The 19571-nt window shown below is 52.6% G+C and carries 19 protein-coding genes; 8 read left to right on the top strand and 11 right to left on the bottom strand.

The genetic code is table 11. The features are described 5' to 3' along the window. Positions 1-142: 142 nt before the first annotated feature. Positions 143-1780 (bottom strand): sigma 54-interacting transcriptional regulator, encoded by a 1638-nt coding sequence (locus JC793_RS16530; protein WP_282098091.1) that lies wholly within the window; start codon positions 1778-1780, stop codon positions 143-145. A 410-nt stretch (positions 1781-2190) separates the two neighbouring features. On the opposite strand from JC793_RS16530, the gene hydN reads away from it, so the two are divergent. The 4 genes from hydN to JC793_RS16510 all read left to right on the top strand — a co-directional run bounded on the left by hydN (position 2191) and on the right by JC793_RS16510 (position 5108). Further along, the gene (gene hydN / locus JC793_RS16525) at positions 2191-2739 is read left to right on the top strand and encodes an electron transport protein HydN (RefSeq protein ID WP_046893118.1); all 549 of its coding nucleotides are present in this window, start codon (positions 2191-2193) and stop codon (positions 2737-2739) included. Positions 2740-2749: 10 nt separating this feature from the next. After that, on the top strand, positions 2750-3091 hold the full coding sequence (gene hypA / locus JC793_RS16520) for a hydrogenase maturation nickel metallochaperone HypA (RefSeq protein ID WP_046893072.1): 342 nt from the start codon (positions 2750-2752) through the stop codon (positions 3089-3091). 36 nt (positions 3092-3127) lie between these two features. Then, the gene (gene hybG / locus JC793_RS16515) at positions 3128-3400 is read left to right on the top strand and encodes a hydrogenase maturation factor HybG (protein ID WP_046893071.1); all 273 of its coding nucleotides are present in this window, start codon (positions 3128-3130) and stop codon (positions 3398-3400) included. Positions 3401-3695: 295 nt separating this feature from the next. Next, a complete protein-coding gene (locus JC793_RS16510) occupies positions 3696-5108 on the top strand; it encodes a sucrose-6-phosphate hydrolase (RefSeq protein ID WP_166708581.1) in 1413 nt (470 codons plus the stop codon). A 59-nt stretch (positions 5109-5167) separates the two neighbouring features. Here JC793_RS16510 and frdD read toward each other — a convergent pair whose 3' ends face one another. From frdD to frdA, 4 genes are read right to left on the bottom strand one after another with little or no spacing between them, the layout of a single operon-like run. Beyond that, positions 5168-5524, bottom strand: coding sequence for a fumarate reductase subunit FrdD (frdD, locus tag JC793_RS16505; RefSeq protein ID WP_107680447.1), 357 nt, complete (start codon positions 5522-5524; stop codon positions 5168-5170). Between the two features lie 14 nt (positions 5525-5538). Continuing rightward, the gene (frdC, locus tag JC793_RS16500) at positions 5539-5934 is read right to left on the bottom strand and encodes a fumarate reductase subunit FrdC (RefSeq protein ID WP_046893068.1); all 396 of its coding nucleotides are present in this window, start codon (positions 5932-5934) and stop codon (positions 5539-5541) included. An 11-nt stretch (positions 5935-5945) separates the two neighbouring features. After that, the gene (locus JC793_RS16495) at positions 5946-6680 is read right to left on the bottom strand and encodes a succinate dehydrogenase/fumarate reductase iron-sulfur subunit (RefSeq protein ID WP_046893067.1); all 735 of its coding nucleotides are present in this window, start codon (positions 6678-6680) and stop codon (positions 5946-5948) included. Continuing rightward, positions 6673-8475, bottom strand: a complete 1803-nt coding sequence (gene frdA, locus JC793_RS16490; protein ID WP_107680448.1) for a fumarate reductase (quinol) flavoprotein subunit — start codon at positions 8473-8475, stop codon at positions 6673-6675. Before frdA ends, JC793_RS16495 begins: the two co-directional genes overlap by 8 nt. A gap of 605 nt (positions 8476-9080) precedes the next feature. Between frdA and glpA the strand changes: the two genes are divergently transcribed. The 4 genes from glpA (at position 9081) to JC793_RS16470 (ending at position 14011) form a co-directional block, all read left to right on the top strand. Next, the gene (gene glpA, locus JC793_RS16485) at positions 9081-10727 is read left to right on the top strand and encodes an anaerobic glycerol-3-phosphate dehydrogenase subunit A (RefSeq protein ID WP_218426714.1); all 1647 of its coding nucleotides are present in this window, start codon (positions 9081-9083) and stop codon (positions 10725-10727) included. After that, positions 10717-12003, top strand: coding sequence for a glycerol-3-phosphate dehydrogenase subunit GlpB (gene glpB / locus JC793_RS16480; protein WP_218426712.1), 1287 nt, complete (start codon positions 10717-10719; stop codon positions 12001-12003). The genes glpA and glpB overlap by 11 nt, the downstream gene beginning before the upstream one ends. Then, entirely contained in the window at positions 12000-13196 is a 1197-nt protein-coding gene (gene glpC, locus JC793_RS16475; protein ID WP_166708578.1) for an anaerobic glycerol-3-phosphate dehydrogenase subunit GlpC, read from the top strand. Before glpB ends, glpC begins: the two co-directional genes overlap by 4 nt. A 146-nt stretch (positions 13197-13342) precedes the next feature. Then, complete coding sequence (locus tag JC793_RS16470; protein ID WP_218426710.1) at positions 13343-14011, top strand: DUF3313 domain-containing protein; 669 nt, start codon at positions 13343-13345, stop codon at positions 14009-14011. A 17-nt stretch (positions 14012-14028) separates the two neighbouring features. On the opposite strand, the gene JC793_RS16465 is transcribed toward JC793_RS16470, so the two are convergent. The 6 genes from JC793_RS16465 to JC793_RS16440 all read right to left on the bottom strand — a co-directional run bounded on the left by JC793_RS16465 (position 14029) and on the right by JC793_RS16440 (position 19502). Continuing rightward, entirely contained in the window at positions 14029-14736 is a 708-nt protein-coding gene (locus JC793_RS16465) for a DUF2799 domain-containing protein (protein ID WP_166708576.1), read from the bottom strand. Between the two features lie 3 nt (positions 14737-14739). Beyond that, positions 14740-15381: a DUF2799 domain-containing protein gene (locus JC793_RS16460; RefSeq protein ID WP_166708575.1), complete on the bottom strand. Its 642-nt coding sequence runs from the start codon at positions 15379-15381 to the stop codon at positions 14740-14742. Between the two features lie 12 nt (positions 15382-15393). Next, positions 15394-16134 (bottom strand): hypothetical protein, encoded by a 741-nt coding sequence (locus tag JC793_RS16455; RefSeq protein ID WP_166708574.1) that lies wholly within the window; start codon positions 16132-16134, stop codon positions 15394-15396. Between the two features lie 164 nt (positions 16135-16298). Continuing rightward, entirely contained in the window at positions 16299-17402 is a 1104-nt protein-coding gene (locus JC793_RS16450; RefSeq protein WP_107680453.1) for a glycerol dehydrogenase, read from the bottom strand. Positions 17403-17603: 201 nt separating this feature from the next. Further along, complete coding sequence (locus JC793_RS16445) at positions 17604-18272, bottom strand: 7-cyano-7-deazaguanine/7-aminomethyl-7-deazaguanine transporter (protein ID WP_166708573.1); 669 nt, start codon at positions 18270-18272, stop codon at positions 17604-17606. Positions 18273-18389: 117 nt separating this feature from the next. Beyond that, positions 18390-19502, bottom strand: a complete 1113-nt coding sequence (locus tag JC793_RS16440; protein ID WP_166708572.1) for a linear amide C-N hydrolase — start codon at positions 19500-19502, stop codon at positions 18390-18392. Positions 19503-19571: the final 69 nt, after the last annotated feature.

Raw genomic sequence — 19571 nt, 5'->3', positions numbered from 1 at the left:
CGTTTTTGAATTTTGATCACATAGTATTGTCTGTAAAAGTATTGTCTGCAAAATAAATGAACATATTACGACAGCTATTTTTGAGATGTATTTTTATTTGCGATATATTCTTATTTCAGAAGCACGCTGTTTTAATATCATCTTAGTGATTATCTTCCTCAAATATATCCTGTACGGTAATACCTAACCGCTGCATACGGGATAATAATGTTGTCCGTTTCAGGCCCAGGCGGGTTGCGGCACCCCGGGCACCGGCGACCACACCGTTGGTGGCTTTCAGCGCGGCAATAATCCGGTCACGTTCTTCATCGTCACTCTCCGGTGCGGCAGTCTGCATCCGTTTTTCCAGTGAGCTTGGTGTCTCCAGCGCCGTTTTCAGGCGTGAATGCTTTGGGATATTCAGCTCATGCAGCTGAATATTAAGCGTATTTCCGCGTGTCAGGATCACCGCCCGCTCAATCACATTTTCCAGCTCGCGCACGTTGCCCGGCCACGGATAGCGGCTCAGTTGTTCCAGGGCATCACGCGGGATACAGTCGATATTGCGGTTCATCCGGCGGGCGATTTTCTGTGTGAAATAGGTCGCCAGCAGCGGAATATCTTCCGGACGCTCGCGCAGCGGCGGGATCCAGATAGGAAACACATTCAGCCGGTAGTAGAGATCTTCGCGGAATTCACGATCATCGGTCATGGATTTCAGGTTGCGGTTAGTTGCGGCAATCAGCCGGACATCCACCGGAATCACCTTATTACCGCCGATGCGTTCTATTTCCCGTTCCTGTAATACCCGCAGCAGTTTTGGCTGGAGATCCAGCGGCATATCACCGATTTCATCAAGAAACAGGGTGCTTTTATCTGCCATTTCAAAGCGGCCGATATGGGTGGTGGTCGCACCGGTGAACGCCCCTTTGTCATGGCCGAACAGGTCACTTTCCAGCAGGCCGGAGGGAATAGCCGCGCAGTTCATTTTAATCATGCTGCGGTGATGGCGCTCACTCAGGCGATGGATAGCACGGGCGATGAGCTCTTTCCCGGTACCGGTTTCACCGAGGATCAGGACAGTACTGTCACTGGCGGCAACCAGATCCACCTGCTCCAGAATGTTACGCATGGCATCACTCTGGAAAATGATTTCACTGAAACTCTCGTTATTGTGAATCTGTTCATTCAGCCACAGGTTTTCATGCTTCAGGCTGTCTTTCAGCCGGGTGATCTCTTCGTAAGCAGCCGCGTTATCCACCGCAATGGCAAACCGGGCGGCTATCTGCTTGAGAAGATTACAGTTATCGTCAGTAAAAATATGATTATTTTCATGAGACAACACCAGAACACCCAGTGGTTTGTGGTTAAATGCCAGCGGCAGCAGCAGGGTTTCTGTCATGCCCTGCGCGCAGACATGCTGATACAGCGGATCTTTTGTTGCGCTGTCGAGTGTCAGACGCATCGGCTGGTTACTGTCCAGAACCTGTGCCAGATCAGGGTGCAGTTCATCCAGATGATATAATGTCTTTTCTGTGGGTTTGCGGGGCTGATAATAACTGGAATAACAAAGATATACAGCTGAACTGTAGTTATCACACAACGCAATGCTTATCTGGCTCAGCCCGAAAAACCGGTGGATCTCACGGGAGACTTCAGCAATCAGGCCATCCATCTCCAGATGGGAAAGCACTGAGTTGGTGATATCTACCAATATCCGGTACTGGTCACGTTCATGGCGTATGTGTTCGGTCTTGTCAGTGTTGTCCACAACGTCTCCGCTCATCTTCGTCTTTCTCATTCCTGATCCGGACGGATTGCTCTTAAAATTAATTCTGCTCTGAATAGTTGTAGGTATAAATAAGTTTCAGAGAGGTAATAACCATTATTGTAATGACTCTATAAAAAAAGAATATCGCTGTCTGATTTAAGTTTGATCCAATCCCCTATTTTTTAGCAGGATGAAAACCTAATATATTATGACACCTGCTGATGATAAAAATTATCGTCAAAAATGTCGAACTGTGTGACGAATATTCTCACTATGACACACGGTACGGCAGCATTATTTATTAATACGCTGATTTCACTGAAATTAAAAAAAATGCCAGACTGGCACGATGCATGCTTATTTCCTGATTATTCTAACCAGAGGACGGCTGCACCGGAGTGCCGGATGTGAAGTCGCCGCGTATCATTCAGGAGAGTATGATGAACCGTTTCATCATTGCAGACCCAAAGAAGTGCATTGGCTGTCACACATGTGAAGTCGCTTGTGTCGTTTCGCATCAAGAGCAGGAAACCGGTATTGAAACCGTGGTGAAAGATGAATTCTTTCCCCGTATTCATGTGATGAAAGGGTACACCATCAGTACGGCGGTTGTCTGCCGTCAGTGCGAGGATGCACCGTGTGCCAATGTCTGTCCGAACGGCGCTATCAGCCGTAAAGATGATTTCGTGTATGTCGATCAGGCAAAATGTATCGGCTGCAAAACCTGTGTGATTGCCTGTCCGTACGGCACCATGGAAGTGATCAGCCGTCCTGTTGCACAACAGACCACCGCGCTGAACACGATCCCGCAGTACCGTGCGGAAGCACACAAGTGTGATTTATGCCATACCCGCGCGGGCGGACCTGCCTGTGTGGAAGTGTGTCCGACTCATGCATTAATGGTGGTTGACCGCAATAAGATGGATGAGATTGTGAAAGAACGCCGCCGCCGCGCCGCATTTGAAATGCCGGCTGACCTGATGTCCTGAGGACAGACGGATGCATGAGGTTACGTTATGCCAGAATGCGCTTGATATTATTGAGCAGCAGGCAAAACAGAGCGGGGCGCAGCGCGTCACCGCTGTCTGGCTTGAACTGAGTGCGGTATCCTGCATTGAAGAGGATGCCCTGCATTTTTGCTTTGATATCGTCTGCCGTGATTCACTGGCGGAAGGAGCCGTACTGCATGTCACCACCGTCCCGGCGCAGGCCTGGTGCCGGGATTGTCAGAAACCGGTCAGTGTGGCCGGGTTTAATACCGGATGTCCGCATTGCGGCAGCCATAACCTGCAGGTGGACAGCAGCGATGCCATGCAGGTCAGACAAATTGAAATTCAGTAGTCCGGTAAGGACATATCAGTCAATCAGGAGCCGGTTATGTGTTTAGGTATTCCCGGGCAAATCGTTGCCGTGGGTGACTCTGTAACAGACAATGCGCAGGTGGAAGTGTGCGGTGTCAGACGGGATGTGAACATCGCACTGGTGTGTGAAGGTGAGCCGTCAGACATGCTGGGAAAATGGGTGCTGGTTCATGTGGGTTTTGCGATGAGCATTATCGATGAACAGGAAGCCCGCGATACACTGGATGCACTGCTGGCCATGGAAAGTGTGGAAGAGGATGTATCGTATTTTCTGCGTGGTAATGCGTAGCCGTATGCTGTCCGGTTTCCGGATAAAAACACCTGTTCTGACAGGTGTTTAACACCGTTATTTTCTGCCGTATCCCTCCGTTCCGTTATTCCTGCACAAGACTGTTTTTTCATAAAACAGTGATACACGTGTCAGTAAGATAAAAAACCGGTTACAGAATAAGAAATTACCGGATATACCGCTGTTACCCGTCGGATTCTGAATTATCTTAGAGGGTTGGTACTCGCATTCTGTACCATATCTGTGGTTTCATAGTTTCTGAAAAACAGGACAAGGGGATACAGGGGACAGGGATATGGCACAGACAGTACTGTTGTCAGGGATTGTGCAGGCCTTAATGAAGCATCAGGGGAGAGCACAGCGTGATATGCATTATCCCGGCTGGCATACAGCACCGGTGTGCGGTCTGATGAATGATCCGGCCGGATTTATATATCACAATGACGTCTGGCACCTGTTCTATCAGTGGGAACCGTTTGGGTGTGAGCATAAACAACCGTGCTGGGGACATTGGTCTTCGGCGGATCTGGTGAGCTGGATACATGAGCCGGTGGCGCTGCTGCCGTCCGGTAATTATGATTCAGGAGGCTGTTTTTCCGGCAGTGCAGTGGTAAACGATAACACGCTGACACTTTGCTATACCGGCAGTTTGTCGTACCGGGATGGTTCCCGTGCATCGTGGCAGTGCCTGGCACGGGAAAAAGCGGACGGCATGTTTGAGAAATACGGCACTGCGCTGGGACTGCCCGAAGGATACAGTGCCGATGTGGTTAATCCCAAAGTCTGGCAGCATTGCGGGCAGTGGTTTATGGTACTGGGGGCCCGTGACGTCAATGACCGTGGTTGTGTGCTGCTGTACGACGCAACAGAGTTAGGTGAGTGGGCACTGCGGGGGGTACTGGCCGGCAGCCACTGCGGCGGGCTGCGGGATGCCGGGTATTTGTGGGAAAATCCGGATTTTTTCCGGCTCGGTGATGAATGGGTGCTGTTGTGCTGTCCCCGTGGTATGCCGCGCGAACCCACCCGTTTTCTGAATACTTCCCCCGGCGCATATCTGGTCGGGGATTTTGATTATGAAAGCAAAATTTTCCGTCATAAACCTCAGGTTTACGAAACGGATGCCGGGTTTGAATTTTATGCCCCGCAGACAACACTTGCCCCGGACGGACGACGTATTATGGTGGCGCTGATGGGTGCGCCGGGCGGCGAAGAGATGCAGCAGCCGACAATCAAAAATGGCTGGCTTCATCAGATGACCTGCCCCCGTGAACTGACGCTGCGTAACGGACAACTGTACCAGCGGCCGGTGAGAGAGCTGGAAGCCCTGCGTGGTGCGGGCGGACAGTGGTCAGGTGAGGCGGATAATGCACTGGAACTGAGTGCGGGGCGGCTGGAAGTGATTATCAGGCTCTCCGGCCCGCTTATCCTGAACTTCAGCAAATATCTGATTTTTTCCTATGACGGGCATGAAATCCGCCTGTCCCGCCGCAGTCTGGTCAGCGGTGACTGGCTGCACCGTTACTGGCAGGGTGAAGTGACGCGGCTGCATATTTTGACGGATCATTCGAGTGTGGAGATTTTTATCAATGACGGTGAGGCGGTGATGAGCAGCCGTTATTTCCCGCAGCAACCCGCAACACTCACATTTCGCGGCCTTTCTCCGGTGCAGCTCAGTTACTGGCAGCTTAACCGGGAAGAGGTAGCCTGACAGCAGATAAAAAAAGACCGGCGCACTTCAGAAGCCGGTCTTTTTGTAACGGACACCGATTACAGTGTGAACACACCAATCACGGCCATTACACTGAGGATCGTTGCCAGACCGTAAAAGACCCAGCGTCCCGCAGGTACATGGATTTTCAGGTCATGCATACAGTGGTGAAGACGGTGCAGCGCACACCACAGCGGCAGGATAATCATCAGCAGCAGAAAAACCTTCCCGATAAACCCCTGACAGAAAGCCAGGATGCGGTCATAACTGAGCATATCCGGCGCGAGGCCGAACGGCAGCAGAAAGGCCAGCAGTACAATAACTGCCGGTGAAACGATGGCACTCCACATGCCGCCTGCGCCAAACATTCCCCAGAAAACCGGTTCCTGTGAACGTTTCGGATTCGGATTAATCATATCAGTTCCCTTCCTTACCACAGTAATGCAACGGCCAGAATGACGGCGTTAACGATGAGGGTCACAATCCAGAGCAGACGGACAATCGGCTCCGGTCCCATTTTTTCGTCTTTGATAACGATATTGACGGCTTTCGGTGCCAGCTGAAACCAGGTCACGGTATGCAGCAGGGTGCCGGCCAGCGTCAGGATATTGATCAGCACCACCACCGGGTTTTGCAGTAAGTGGACATAACCGGCCCAGTCTGCGGGACCGCCCTTGAGGCAGTAAACGCCGTACATCACCAGCAGGCTGAACCAGAGCTGGACCACTGCGGTGCCTTCCCGCAGCATATAAAAACGGTAAAAACCGAGTTTATTCCACCATGTCGGTGTCATTTCACGCACATAAGGCTTACGTTTGGTCGTCATTTCTCTTTTCCTTATTGTGGTTTCAGACGGGCAATAATGTAATCTTCCGCACTGGCGGCTTTACCCTGCTGAATCGCAGCTGCCGGGTCCACATGTTTCGGACAGACTTCCGAGCAGTAACCCACGAAGGTACAGGTCCATACGCCGTTATCGCCGTTGATTTGTTTCATCCGCTCTTTTTTGCCGTGATCGCGGCTGTCGGTGTTATAGCGCTGCGCCAGTGTCAGCACACCCGGGCCGAGGAATTCCGGATTCAGACCGAACTGCGGACAGGCCGCGTAGCACAGACCGCAGTTAATGCAGCCGGAAAACTGATGGTATTTCGCCATCTGTCCCGGGGTCTGATTATTCGGGCCTTCGGACGGTTTGCGATCATTGCCGATAATGTAAGGTTTGATGGCTTCCAGGCTCTCGATAAAATGCGTCATATCCACAACCAGGTCACGCTCGATCGGGAAGTTGCCGAGTGCCTCAATCTGCATACCCTGCGGGTATTCGCGCAGAAAGGTTTTGCAGGCGAGTTTCGGCACCTTATTGACCATCATGCCGCAGGAGCCGCAGATAGCCATCCGGCATGACCAGCGATAGGAGAGATCCGGCGCCAGGTTGTCTTTGATATAGCCCAGCGCATCCAGCAGTGACGTCTGCTCATCGTAAGGCACCTGATACGTGACAGCGTGCGGCTCGTTATCCGTTTCCGGGTTATAGCGCATCACTGACATTTTCAGCATTTTCATCTCAGCCATTGACGTTTTCCTTCTCTTTTGCCGCCTGTTCAGCCGCAGCCGCTTCACCACCGTAGACACGTTTTGCCGGGGCGGATTTGGTTATCTTCACATCACTGTATTCCAGATGCGGCGAGCCGTCCGGATTGTGGAAAGCAAGGGTGTGTTTCAGGAAATTGACATCGTCGCGTTCGGTACAGCCTTCATCCAGACGCTGATGCGCGCCGCGTGATTCTTTACGGTTAAAGGCGGAGTGCGCCATACATTCCGCAACATCCAGACCAAAGCCCAGCTCAATGGTGTAGAGCAGGTCGGTATTGAAGACAGATGAGCGATCCGTGATTTCAACGCGTTTGAAACGTTCTTTCAGTTCGGCCAGTTTATCGATGGTTTTTTGCATCAGTTCCGGTGTGCGGTAAATCCCGCAGCCTTCTTCCATTGCCTCACCCATCTCGTCGCGCAGTTTGGCCCAGTTTTCTGTGCCTTTCTGGTTCATCAGCGCTTTCAGGTTGTTTTCGATATCCGCGGTACGGGCATCGATAGCATTGCTGTTGGCCGCGTGTGTTTCCTGCGCGTGCTTAGCGGCTTCTTCCCCGGCCAGACGACCGAAGACCACCAGTTCCGCCAGTGAGTTGGAGCCGAGGCGGTTCGCACCGTGCAGACCGACGGAGGAACACTCACCGACAGCAAACAGGCCTTTGATGCGGGTTTCACAGCGCTGGTCGGTTTCAATCCCGCCCATGGTGTAGTGTGCGGTCGGACGAACCGGGATCGGCTCTTTGACCGGATCCACGCCGACATAGGCTTTTGCCAGTTCGCAGATAAACGGCAGGCGTTCCAGCAGTTTTTTCTCACCCAGATGACGCAGATCCAGATAGACCACATCACCGCGGCTGGTTTTGATGGTCCGGCCTTTGCGCCATTCGTGCCAGAAAGCCTGGGACACTTTATCGCGCGGGCCGAGTTCCATGTATTTGTTTTCCGGATGACCGAGCGGGGTTTCCGGACCCATGCCGTAGTCCTGCAAATAGCGGTAGCCGTCTTTGTTGACCAGAATACCGCCTTCGCCCCGGCAGCCCTCTGTCATCAGAATACCGGAGCCCGGCAGACCGGTCGGGTGATACTGAACGAATTCCATATCCCGCAGCGGTACGCCGTGACGGAAAGCCATTCCCATTCCGTCGCCGGTGACAATCCCGCCGTTGGTGTTATAGCGGTAGACACGACCGGCACCGCCGGTCGCCATAATCACTGAATTGGCGCGGATCTGAACTTTTGTCCCTTCCATCATATTGATGGCCACCAGACCGCGCACATGGCCTTCATCCGCAATAATATCGAGGACGAAATGCTCATCGAACCGCTGGATCTGCGGGTATTTCAGTGAGGTCTGATACAGGGTGTGCAGCATATGAAAACCGGTTTTATCGGCGGCGAACCAGGTCCGCTCGATTTTCATACCACCAAAGCGGCGTACGTTGACAGAACCGTCTTCTTTACGGCTCCACGGGCAGCCCCACAGTTCCAGCTGAGTCATTTCTGCCGGACAGTGTTCGACAAAATACTCCACCACATCCTGCTCACATAACCAGTCGCCCCCGGACACCGTATCACTGAAATGATAATCATAGGAATCATGGGATTGTGTCACAGCCGCAGAGCCACCTTCTGCGGCCACTGTGTGGCTGCGCATCGGGTAAACTTTTGAGATCAGAGCAATTTTCAGGTTCGGGTTAGCTTCCGCAGCAGCAATCGCCGCCCGCAGCCCTGCACCGCCTGCTCCGATAATTGCGATATCGGCATTAAAGGTTTGCACTGTGCTTCTCCATTGTTCAGGTAAATCGAAAGTTAAAATGTAAAAACGAAATCTGAAACAGGTACTCAAAATTGTTATCAGTAACCGAATCCTTTCAGTTGATAAAAATGCTAATCATTTCCGGTTGCTGATTGGTTATAAAATCACATTCTGTTCAAAGTATAGCGAATAGCTGATCGTTTAAATTTGATATAACCAAGGGTTTTAAGCGCTAATTTTGCATTTTTGCGGATGAATAACCGGATATTTCAGGTAATCACCTAAGTAATTACTCGGGTGTAGTTATTTTGTTTTGTTTTGGTTACATAAAATATACAGGGTAAACATATAATTAGCGCTAAAAGCATAGCGCATATCTGCGGCGGGACAATAACTAAATCTCAGAGGTGTGAATCAGACAGAAAACCGGCGGAAAATCAGTCGGTTTACGGGTATTTTCTGAGAAAAATACCTGATGTTGCGAATATGTGATATCCATCACGACTATGGTTTTTTTCGCTCTTAATTATGGTTATTTAGTTTCGTTTTTGCTCATTATCAATCATGGAAAGGAAAATAACGGCTAAGCTGTAACCATAATAAAGGAAAATGACTGAGAGGAACCCATGTCTGATTCACCTGTCAATGAAGCCGATGTCATTATCATCGGCGGCGGCGCAACCGGAGCCGGGATGGCCAGGGATTGTGCCCGGCGCGGTCTGCGCCCTCTGTTGCTGGAACGGTTTGATATCGCGACCGGCGCGACCGGCCGTAATCACGGCCTGCTGCACAGCGGTGCCCGTTATGCGGTGACTGATCCGGAATCTGCCCGCGAGTGTATTTCAGAAAACCGGATTTTGCGGCACATTGCCCGTCACTGTGTTGAGGAAACAGACGGCCTGTTTATCACTCTGCCGGAAGATGAGATGGCCTATCAGGCCACTTTTATTGATGCCTGCCGCACGGCGGGAATTGATACACAGGTGATGTCCCCGGAGGAGGCGCTGCGTTTTGAGCCGTCTGTAAACCCGGCGCTGTGCGGCGCGGTAAAAGTACCGGACGGCACAGTTGACCCGTTTCGTCTGACTGCTGCCAATATGCTGGATGCGCGGGAGCACGGCGCACAGGTGCTGACTTATCACGAAGTCACGGATGTGCTGCGTCAGGGGGACCAGGTGATTGGTGTGCAGGTTTATGATCACCGTCATCACCGCAGTTATCCGTTGTATGCGCCGGTCGTGGTGAATGCGGCGGGGATCTGGAGTCAGCGTATCGCCGGTTTTACCGGGGTACATATCAGTATGCTGCCTGCCAAAGGTGCACTGCTGATCCTCGGGCACCGCCTTAATCAGCACGTGATCAACCGCTGCCGCAAACCCGGTGATGCGGATATCCTGGTGCCGGGGGATACCATTTCCCTGATCGGCACCACGTCAGTTCATATTCCTTATGATGATGTCGACAATATGATCGTCACAGCGGATGAGGTCGATACCCTGATCCGTGAAGGCTCACGACTGGCACCGGCAATGGCGCAGGCGCGTATTCTGCGGGCGTATGCCGGTGTCCGCCCGCTGGTGGCGGCGGATGATGATCCGACCGGACGCAGTATCAGCCGCGGGATTGTGCTGCTGGATCATGCGCAGCGTGACGGATTGCACGGCTTTCTCACCATCACCGGCGGCAAGCTGATGACATACCGGCTGATGGCGGAGCGGGCAACCGATATGGTGTGCGCGAAGCTCGGTATTACCGTGGCGTGCTCCACGGCAGATGTGCCGCTGCCGGGGTCGGCACATTCGGCGGAACAGACATTGCGTAAAGTGATTTCCCTGCCTGCGCCGCTGCGCGGCTCGGCGGTGTACCGCCACGGTGATCGTGCGGCGGAGCTGCCGCACACCACGCGCCTGGATAAAAGCCTGGTATGTGAATGTGAAGCGGTGACCGCCGGTGAGGTACGTTATGCAGCGGAAAGCCTGACAGTGAATAACCTGCTTGATCTGCGCCGCCGCACCCGCGTCGGCATGGGCACCTGCCAGGGTGAACTGTGCGCCTGCCGCGCGGCGGGGCTGCTGACACAGCTGAAAGTAACCACGGCGGAAAAATCGGAAGCCGGACTGATGCACTTCCTGAACGAACGCTGGAAAGGTGTGCGTCCGGTGGCGTGGGGGAATGCGCTGCGCGAAAGTGAGTTCACCGGCTGGGTGTATCAGGGATTGTGCGGACTGGAAAACAGCGGGACAGAAGAACAGGGAGAGCAGCATGAAATATGATGTGGTTATCGCGGGCGGGGGTCTTGCCGGGCTTTCCTGCGGCGTGAAACTGGCAGAAAGCGGGCTGAGCTGCGCGATTATCAGCGCCGGACAGAGTGCACTGCATTTCTCCTCCGCGTCACTGGATCTGCTCTCGGCGCTGCCGGACGGGCAGCCGGTCACGGAACCGCTTTCCGCACTGGCGGCGCTGGCACATCAGGCGCCTGCGCATCCCTACAGTGTGATCGGGGAGAGTGCGGTACGCCGGGGTGTATCGCAGGCGATGGCGTTATTGCAGCAGGATACCCTGCCGCTGCAGGGATCGGCGGAGCGTAATCACTGGCGTCTGACCCCGGCCGGGCAGTGGCGGATGAGCTGGCTGACGCCGGATGTGGTGCCGGTACTGACCGAAAAAATGACGGAAAACTGGCAACCGGCCGCCGTTGTCGGCATCACCGGGTTTCTTGATTTTCAGGCGGAAATGGCCGCCGCTGCGCTTACCCGTCAGGGGTATCCGGCGCAGGCGTATACCCTGCATCTGCCGTGCCTGGATAAATTACGCAATAACCCGAGTGAGTTTCGTTCCGTCAATATCGCCCGTGTGCTGGATTTACCGCAAAACCGGCAGGAACTGGCGGATGAGCTGGCACAGTGCGGGCTCACGGAACAGATCCTGATTTTACCGGCCTGCTTCGGGACGGAAAACAGTGACGGAGTGACTTTTTTACAGCAGCAGCTGAATAAAACGGTTTATCAGTTACCGACGCTGCCGCCGTCACTGTTGGGAATGCGTCTGCATCAGGCTCTGCTGGGCCGCTTCCGCCGTGCGGGCGGATTTGTTATGCCGGGGGACAGTGTTATTTCTGTCCGTCGTAACGGTCAGCGTATTACGCATCTGTTTACCCGCAATCACGGTGACATTCCGGTACAGGCAGAGCAGTTTGTGCTGGCCACCGGCAGCTTCTTCAGTAACGGGCTGGCGAGCGATATTGACCATATCTATGAGCCGCTGCTCAATCTGCAACTGACAGAAACGCTGCCGCGCCGGGAGTGGACATCCGCGGATCTGTTTGCCCGTCAGCGTTATCTGGAAGCCGGGGTGGCAACAGATGCGCATCTGCATCCGGCGGATGCGCAGGGCGCCATCACCAATCTCCGTGCTGTCGGTGCGGTGCTGGGCGGGTATAACCCGTTACAGGAGGGTTGCGGCGCAGGTGTTTCCCTTGTCACCGCGATGTATGCGGCTGAACAGATTCTGGCGCAGATTGGCGCGGCGGTAACGGAGGAACAGGTATGAGTACGGGACAAACTCAGTTCGAGAATTGTATCAAATGCACCGTCTGCACAACGTATTGTCCGGTGGCAAAAGTGAATCCGGATTATCCGGGACCGAAACAGGCGGGGCCGGACGGTGAACGGCTGCGCCTGAAAGACGCCATGCTGTATGATGACGCACTCACGCTCTGCACCAACTGCAAGCGCTGTGAAGTGGCGTGCCCGTCAGATGTCCGCATCGGGGATATTATTGCCCGTGCCAAACTGACGTATCACCCGTCACGGCCGAAGATCCGCGATGCGATCCTGAGTCACACTGATCTGATGGGATCACTTTCCTCGCCGTTTGCACCGGTGGTCAATACTATCACCGGTCTGAAACCGGTACGCAAATTGCTGGATACCGCCCTGAAAATTGATCACCGCCGTGAGCTGCCGAAATACTCTTTCGGTACATTCCGCCGCTGGTATAAAAAACAGCAGGAAAAACAGGCGGGCTTCGGCGAACAGGTCGCGTATTTTCATGGTTGTTATGTGAATTATAACCATCCTCAGCTCGGCAAAGATGTGATTAAGGTGTTTAACAGTATGGGGATAGGGGTTCAGCTGCTGGAACGGGAAAAATGCTGCGGTGTGGCGCTGATCGCCAACGGTTTTGCAAAGCAGGCGAAAAAACAGGCCGCAGTGAATGTAGAGTCCCTCACCAAAGCCATTGTTGAACAGAAGATGCCGGTGATTGCGACATCCTCCACCTGCGCCTTTACCCTGCGGGATGAATATCCGCATATTCTGGATGTGGATACCGCACCGCTGCGCGATAACATTGAGCTGGTGACGCGCTATCTTTACCGGCTGATGCAGGACGGGCGCAAACCGGCGCTGAAGCATATGCCGCTGAAAGTCGGTTATCACACGCCGTGTCATATGGAAAAAATGGGCTGGACGGCGTATTCCCTTGAGCTTATCCGCTCCATTCCCGGAGTGGAGCTGATTGTGCTCGATTCACAGTGCTGCGGCATCGCCGGGACTTACGGATTTAAAAAGGAAAATTACGAAACATCACAGGCGATTGGTTCCCCGCTGTTCCGTCAGATAGAAGAAAGCGGGATTGATCTGGTGATCAGTGACTGCGAAACCTGCAAATGGCAGATTGAGATGTCGACCAGCAAAAAATGCGAGCATCCGATATCTCTGCTGGCGCGGGCGCTTGCGTAAAATAAGGTATTACAGCAACCGGCTCCGGCCGGTTTTTTTATATACAGAATACAGGGTACAAACCGCATTTTCTATTCAGTCTCCTCTTCTGCCCGGTGCTAGCATTGCGGCGAATTTTAAAGAATCATTAACATGTTGAGAGAAGAATGAATAATTTCGCATCACATTCAGTCACTAACTATATTATTGCAGTGTCAATGGTATTCCTGCTTTCTGCCTGTTCAAGCCGTCTGCCGGATACGACCGAACAATCCGATTTCCTGAGTAATTATCAGCGTCTGACAGAAACTGACACCGCTTCCGGTCAGATCATTAAATCCTGGATATCTGACGATTTCACCGCAGAAAGCCCGAAAACAAAGCTGATCTTCACACCGGTTGTTTTTAAACCGCTGCATGAAGATAACAAAATGGGCAAACAGTTTATGACGGTTCTGCTCAGTTACACCAATCAGCAGATTAAAAGTGAACTGGCAAAACGGTATCAGCTGACGGAAACCGCGGCACCGGGTGTGCTGCGTTTTGAGGGCGTGGTGACTGCGGTTAAAGTGACCAATAAAGATTTCAAACCGTATGAAGTATTACCGGTGATGCTGATTGTTGCCGGAACACAACTGGCTATCGGTAACCGGGATGCGGATACTTCTATCTATTTTGAATGGAAAATAACAGATTCAGTATCGAAAAAACCGTATCTTGAAGCGATCCGGAAAAATAAAGGTGAGCAGATGAGCAATAAAGACCAGGCAATCACACTGGAAGAACTGAAAGCTGCGGTTGATACCATCGCTGCCGAAGTGCTTCCGGCAGCATAATAAGCACCGGCGGGGGACTATCTGCCGCCGGTTTGCAACAGCAGGCGTTGTGCCTCTGAGTGCATCAGCTCCAGTTCATACTGTAAATCACTGACCTCCCGCTGCCGGCTGCGGTATTCGCGGCGATCTTCACGGGTTATCTCTTCATCACGGCCATAGCGCAGTCTGCTTTCCGGTTGTGACAGATCATATTTCGCCTCTGACAGTTCCGATTTCAGTTGTGAGATAATTTGTCCTTTCTGATAAAAAATCTGCATGTTTTGCTGCTGCCGGGCTGAAAGCAACGGCGTACATTGCGCCATCATCTGGTCAAATGCGTATTCTGTTCCGATATACAGCGCAGTTTCATACACGCAATAGCGGTCTTTCAGTCCCTGCCGGTATCCGGCGTCCCATTGCGGTTTGCTGAATGTCAGATTGTGCGCCTGACACTCGCGCAGGAGAGTGTTGTAATATTGCGGATGTCCGCCGGCACTGCCGGCATTGTAGCCGGCGGCGCGCCAGTCACGCTGATAGGTCAGACAGGTTTGCTTCTCTTTTTCGCGCGCAATCCGGGCTTCTTCAGCCTGTTGCGCCTCACGAGCCTGTTTTTCTGCGATCCCCGCCGGAGAGGCAGCATACAGAGAATAGTTATAGCTGTCGCGGGCATCACCAATCGTCCCGCAGGCACTCAGCAGCAGCGGGCTGAGCAGCACAGGCAGAAGGGCGGGTAATCGGTTTATCATGGTTTATCCGTTATATTTTACGATGGCAGAAAGATTCTGATTGTCGAGTGCACTCAGCCTGCTGCGGTACTGACGCAGTGTCCGCTCCGCATCCCGCTGTTCCTGTTTCAGACGGCGCAGCAGATAGCGGGCTTCACGGGCATCTTCTTTGTCCATGCTGTCTTTGCGGTACTCCAGATTGCGGATGGTGCTGTCCAGATCGTCATAAGCCGTTTCCAGTTCGCTGATCTGACGGTTTATTTCTGCCCAGCGCAGCCCCAGTTGCCAGGCATTATTCAGTTGCGAAATCTGTGCGGGTTTCTTTTTGCAGCGGTTTGCCTGATAGGTGTAATTCTGTTTACCGGTGTTGTAGGCCTGTAACGGCTCACAGTACTGACTGCTGCCGCTTTTATAGCCGCTGTCCCACTGACTGCGGTCAATCACAAAATCATGTTTTTCACACAACGCGGTGTATTCAGCCAGCCCCGGCGCACTGTCGATACCGGCCAGTGCATAATCCCGCCCGAGGGTTATTGCGCCTTTTTTACAGATTTCCCGTTCTCCGGCGGCCTGCCGCGAGATCTGCATGGCGCGCCACTCTTCATCAGACATACAGCCGCTGAGCAGCGGAAGCAGAATAAATAAAAGAAACCCTTTCTTCATCATATCGTTATTCCCTCAAAACCACATGGTGAAAGGCAGTGCCAGATACTGTCCGAAGGTCAGTACACCGTCTGCCACGGTGGCAAACGGAGAGAGAGCGGTGGCTTTACGGTTCTGAGATTCCAGCGTTGCTTTATCTTTGGTGGTGACGGTATCAAGCAGGTACGGGAACGGACGCGGCAGTCTGGTTTTTGCCGCCCGTTTTGATTCTGCGGTGCCGGCAAAGATTTGTGCGCGGCTGTCACCCAGCGGGAAATAAAAACACGGCTCTTTCAGGTGAGGGGCAAAATAAATCCGTTTGCGTTCAAATGCTTTTTTGTATTCATCGATCTGAGACTGCGGCACTGTGCTGTTAAAGCACATTATCAGCGTGAGATCGTTAAGCACCGGCTTTTCAAGCGGGATACCGTTATCATCAACCAGAATGTAGCGCCATATTCCCCAGCCTTTTTCATCACGATACAACACGCGGATATTATCGCGGATAGCGGGGGTATCAATGATGAACTGCACTTTTTCCGCAACCGGTGCAATATAGGAATAGGTTTCACCGGCGATCAGAAACTCTTTTTTCTTCGGATCATAAGAAAAACCGATAAAACGGTCTTCGCTTCTGTTGGTGACTGTCGCTTTAAACGCGTCGGTGGATTTAAGCACTTTGTCGCTGACAATACTGCGGTTGATAGGATCATAACTGCCGCAGCCGGCCAGCAGCGTGATGATGATACCGGCGGTGAGGTAATGCATTATCCGCATTATTACGTTTCCATTGGCTGATATATTTTTTTTATTATGCCTGTATGAAGATACCTGATTTATCCCGGATGATAAGCCGGATTAATCTGCAATAAATAAAATCCCCGCACCGCGGATGCGGTACGGGGATCAGAAAAACAACAGGTCAGCAGATAATCCGGAGATTAATACAGCCAGTCGCGTCCCATACGGTCAGCAGCCATAATCGCGGCATAGACCTGGTCGGAATCAACTTCAAACGGCATGTTATAGATGGTTTCGTTGTCTGCGCAGCTCAGCTCGGCAACCGCCATGACTTTCTCTTCCAGCTCGGTGCCGATGCTGTCCACACCCAGTTCTTCCAGGGTGATCGGCAGGCCGACCTGAGCACAGAATTCCAGCACGGTTTCCAGCTCTTCCGCCGGGGCATTTTCCAGCACTAACTGTACGAGGGTACCGAACGCCACTTTTTCACCGTGATACATGTGGTGGCACTCTTCCAGGGCGGTAAAGCCGTTGTGGATAGCATGTGCAGCCGCAAGTCCGGCACTTTCAAAGCCCAGCCCGCTGAGCAGGGTGTTGGCTTCAATGATATTTTCCACGGCTTTGGTACTGACCCCGGCTTCCACCGCCAGTTTGGCTTTGATGCCGTCACTGAGCAGTGTATCAAAGCAGAGATTAGCCAGCGCCAGTGCCGCCAGTGTGGTGCTGCCGCCTGCCATGGTGGCTTTTCCGGCTGCGCTGCATGCACGCGCCTCAAAGTAAGTGGCCAGTGCATCACCCATACCGGCCACCAGCAGACGTGCCGGTGCGCGGGCGATGATATTGGTATCCATCACCACCACATTCGGGTTCTGCGGATAGAACAGGTAGCTGTCAAATGCACCGAGCTCATTATAGATAACAGACAGTGCGCTGGTCGGCGCATCCGTTGATGCGATAGTCGGGGCAATGATCACCGGCAGTTTGGCAAAGTGCGCCACGGCTTTGGCGGTATCCAGTGTTTTTCCGCCGCCGACGCCCAGTACTGCCTGGCATTTATGGTTTTTCACCAGTTTGGTCAGACGGTCGATCTCTTCATGAGTACATTCGCCGCCGAAGGTTTCAAAGACACCGCTGACTTCGTATTCGCTCAGGCTGTCATTCACAATATCGCCCACCAGCTCGCGGACAAATTTATCAGCAATCACCAACGTTTTTTCCGCTAATGGTCTGATGTATTTACCCACATGGTAAAGCGCGTCCGGACCCTGAATGTATTTGGCCGGGGATTGGATCACTTTTAACATACTCAAACTCCTGAATGCATTCGCGTTATGGTGTCAGTGAGGGATAGTATTCCGTCTGAATCAGACTAACAGTTACAGTAACGGATATGTGAGAGCTGACGCACTGTACGGGCCGGGAACACGGGGGCAGATCGGGAAAATGTGATACAGACGACAGCGCAGAGGCAGGATAGCGCCTCTGCATGTCAGAAAAATGAACAATCAGTGATGTGCGGGCAGGGAGCCGTCAGCGCGTTGCGCAAAAAAAGAGCGCAGGATCAGATTGAGCAGCACGCCGTAAGCCGGCAGGAAGAACAGCATGCAGATGATGACTTTGAAACTGTAATCCACCAGCGCAATTTCCACCCAGTTTGCTGCCATAAACGGATCGGTACTGCGCCAGAAAGCAATAAAGAAGAAGGCGAGGGTATCGATCAGATTACCGACAAACATGGCGGCAGCCGGTGCCACATACCAGCGGCGGTTCTGACGCAGACGGTTAAAGACACTCACATCCAGAATCTGCCCGAGGGCATATGCCATAAAACTGGCGGCTGCTATCCGCGCCACAAACAGGTTGAAATGCGAAAGTGCCTCAACACCGGCCCATGCCCCCTGAAAGAACAGGGCGGAAACCACATAGGAAATGGCCAGTGCCGGGATCATAACTGACGTGATAATCCGCCGTGCCAGCGGCGCGCCGTAAATACGGACGGTCAGATCGGTTGCCAGAAAAATAAACGGAAACGTGAATGCCCCCCAGGTGGTATGGAAGCCGAAAATCGTGATCGGCAACTGCACCAGGTAGTTACTGGAGGTAATGATCAGAATGTGAAAAAGTGATAACCAGACAAGCGCGGTGCGCCGCTGGCGGGCAGATAAATCAAACATATTGTACCTTTTTGGTGGTTGGGGTGAGGGAACCCAATAATCTCGGGCGCAATAATACGTCGTTTGCGCAACAAAAGCAAAGGACTCTCTCCGCGGTATACCGGGGAGAGTCTCCGGTTACCGCAGCGGATAATGCGGCACTGCTTCATCACCGGGTAAGGCGAACCTGAACGGTTCGGCTTCCCGGAAATACGGTGTCACACTGCCGCTGAACAGATGCTGCTGGTTATTCCCTAAGTTCAGCTTCCTGACTGTTCCTGTTTGCGCTGAAAAATCGATATTACTGAAATCCGCCCAAATCACCGCAGATGCCATCACGGCATCAAAGAAGTAGCGCTTGTTCCGGTGATCTGCCACTGTGCGCCAGCGGGTGGAAGAGAGAGGATCAACCTCACCGCTGACAACCGCATTCCGGGTTTGTGCTGACCGGTAAGGCGCGGAGGTATAGCGGATCACACTGAGTACGGCGGCAAGCGCCTCATCGCGGGATAAATTTTCCGGGATACGGCTGTTATAAAATTTTGCGCTGACAAAGCGGTCTTCCGAACGGCGTGAGCCGGGCAGTACTTTCAGACCATCTGCGGCTTCCCAGTAGCGGCCGAGAGCCAGCTGGTCACTGAATACCGGGGAATTGGTCATCACATCGGTATCATCACCCTGATAAATCACCAGTTTCCCGTCAGTATACTCAATAACCGCGCTGTCACCGGTGGCATCAGAAACCGATAAATGCAGTAATACCTGCCGGTCTCTGCCCGGCTCTTTATCGGTAACAACAATAAATTCTTCTCTTCTTAACGCCTCAGCAGCCTCTTTCACGGTGGCAAAGTTATCGAGGATATACTGAGCCCAGATTGAAACCGGCATGATTTTCGTGCCCGGGTGGTTCGGCGGGTAACGGGTTTCTTCCAGCCAGAGCAGATTGGCGGATAAACCTTTTTCATTCATACCGTCGACTGTTGCCATGTCATAAGCGGTTGCAATCACACTGCCGTAACGGGATGTCCATGATATGCCCTGATTGCCGGGGACGCTTTCTCTGTGCATGCCGCGCGGGAAGATCCACAGATTAGTGCCGGCAGGTTTTGACCAGTCCATTGAGCGGGCTGTCATATGCAGATCATTTTTGCCGTGATAAACAAAACGGGTACAGGCATCCGCCGTATGCGGAATGACCAGAACAGAGGCCAGCATTGCGGTCAGTAATAGAGATTTCAATGGTTTTTTCATCGGTTATTTCCTTTAGCGACGGGGATTTGAGCCTGCCGGAGAGTCACCGCGGAATAAATATCAATTTTT

The sequence above is a fragment of the Morganella morganii genome (assembly GCF_019242955.1).
Classification (GTDB): Bacteria; Pseudomonadota; Gammaproteobacteria; order Enterobacterales; family Enterobacteriaceae; genus Morganella; species Morganella sibonii.
The sequence above is the reverse complement of the archived record's forward strand: the minus strand, read 5'-3'. Positions and strand labels throughout refer to the sequence as shown.